The sequence below is a fragment of the Mycobacterium sp. genome (genome assembly GCF_049278535.1).
Classification (GTDB): Bacteria; Actinomycetota; Actinomycetes; order Mycobacteriales; family Mycobacteriaceae; genus Mycobacterium.
On sequence record NZ_JBAPMI010000204.1, the window covers coordinates 1 to 1,719 of the forward strand.

At 64.7% G+C, this 1,719-nt stretch carries 2 protein-coding genes and 1 pseudogene; all 3 read right to left on the minus strand.

Translation table 11 applies throughout. The features are described 5' to 3' along the window. Positions 1-302 (minus strand): annotated as a pseudogene (locus tag WAO18_RS13950) (fatty acid desaturase); the annotation flags it as partial. Between the two features lie 83 nt (positions 303-385). After that, the gene (locus WAO18_RS13955) at positions 386-1,540 is read right to left on the minus strand and encodes a ferredoxin reductase (protein WP_422206853.1); all 1,155 of its coding nucleotides are present in this window, start codon (positions 1,538-1,540) and stop codon (positions 386-388) included. Between the two features lie 67 nt (positions 1,541-1,607). Further along, a partial coding sequence (locus WAO18_RS13960) for a DUF6912 family protein (protein WP_422206854.1) occupies positions 1,608-1,719 on the minus strand: 112 nt, incomplete at its 5' end.

Consider the following 1,719-nt stretch of genomic DNA (forward strand, 5'->3'; position numbering starts at 1 on the left):
TTCATCCAGTCCCACTGGCCGTGCATGACGTTGTGGCCGATCTCCATGTTCTCGATGATCTTGGCCACGCCGAGGGTGACGGTTCCCGCCCACCAGGCTGACCGGCGCGAGCTCGCCGCCAGCAGCAGCCGGCCGGCGACCTCCAGCGCGCGCTGCGCGGCGATGGTGCGGTGGATGTAGCGGGCATCACGCTCACCACGGGAGTCTTCGATGTCCTGTCGGATGGCATCCAGCTCGATGCCCAGGTTTTCGATGTCGGCGTCCGTCAGATGTGTGAATACGTCAAGGTCGGTGATCGCCATCGTTTAATTGCCTTCCTGCAGGCTGCAGTTCCTGACCTACGCTATCGTAACCTACGAATGCGTAGGTTACCAGCGGGTAACTTTCAAATGTCGAGTGTGCAATCGCCGGATGCAGCGGAAATGCAGGTCTGCACGCGGGTGCCGGGCTCACGATCCACGCCAGTTCGAAGGTCGCGTGCGTGGCCTTCCACCAAGGTAACCACGCACGACTGGCAGATACCCATCCGACAGCCGAACGGCATCTGCACGCCCAGCTGCTCGCCGGCATCCATCAGCGATCTGGCCGCGTCGGCCGCGGTGCTTTTTCCACTCTTGGCGAACGTGACCGTCCCACCTTCGCCGGCCGGTGCCGCGCGCGACACCGCGAACCGCTCGAGGTGCAAGCGGTCGCCGATACCAGCCGCTGTCCACGCCCGCTCCGCCGCGTTGAGCATCGCCTCGGGTCCACACGCCCAGGTCTGCCGGTCGCGCCAGTCCGGCACCTCGGTGTCGAGCCGGGACATATCCAGCCGCCCCTGCTCGCGGGTCGCGCGCAACTGCAGCCGGTATCCCGGATGGTCGCGCACCAGTTGCTCGAGCTCCGCACCGAACATCACATCGCCGGCGGTGGGCGCCGAATGCAGGTGGAGCACATCGGTGATCTGGTCGCGGCGCACCAGCGTGCGCAGCATCGACATCACCGGAGTGATGCCAGAGCCGGCGGTGACGAACAGCACTGCCGGGGGTGCGGGATCGGGCAGCACGAAATTGCCCTGCGGCATGGCCAGTCGCACGATCGTGCCGGGCATCACCCCTTCCACCAAGTGGGTGGACAAAAAGCCTTCGGGCATCGCTTTCACGGTGATGGTCACCGTGCGCGCACTCCGGTGCGGACTGGAAGTCAACGAATACGAGCGCCACCGCCATCGTCCGTCGACGAGAAGCCCGATGCCCATGTATTGGCCCGGCTGGTAATCGAAGCTGAAACCCCAACCCGGCTTGATGACCAGCGTCGCGGAGTCGCGCGTTTCCCGCCTGACGTCAAGAATGCGGCCCCGCAATTCCCGCGCCGACCACAGCGGATTGGCAAGTCGCAGATAGTCATCGGGAAGCAGCGGCGTGGTGATGCGTCGAGCCAGGATGCGCAACGCGTGCCAGCCAGGATGGGTTTCCACTCCGGCCAGCGTAATGGGCCTGGTCTCGACGACGTCAGCCGCGGCTCGGGATATTTTTCTGTCCGTTGAGGCTTTTCTGTCCATTGAGACACTCCTGCTCTCGCTCGGGACAGAACCTACGGTACCGTAACCTACGGCACCGTAGCTACGCCTAGAGCAGCTCTAGCAGGAACGGAAGCTCTTGGACGGCGTACCAGGCCAGGTCGTGATCCTGGGCGTCGCCCACGGTCAGCTCGGCGTCCTCGTCGCCGAGGTCGGCGGCA

Bases quoted from the DNA above. Each gene is read 5' to 3' on its own strand.
- WAO18_RS13955 (WP_422206853.1), bottom strand. From the start codon at position 1,540: ATGGACAGAAAAGCCTCAACGGACAGAAAAATATCCCGAGCCGCGGCT.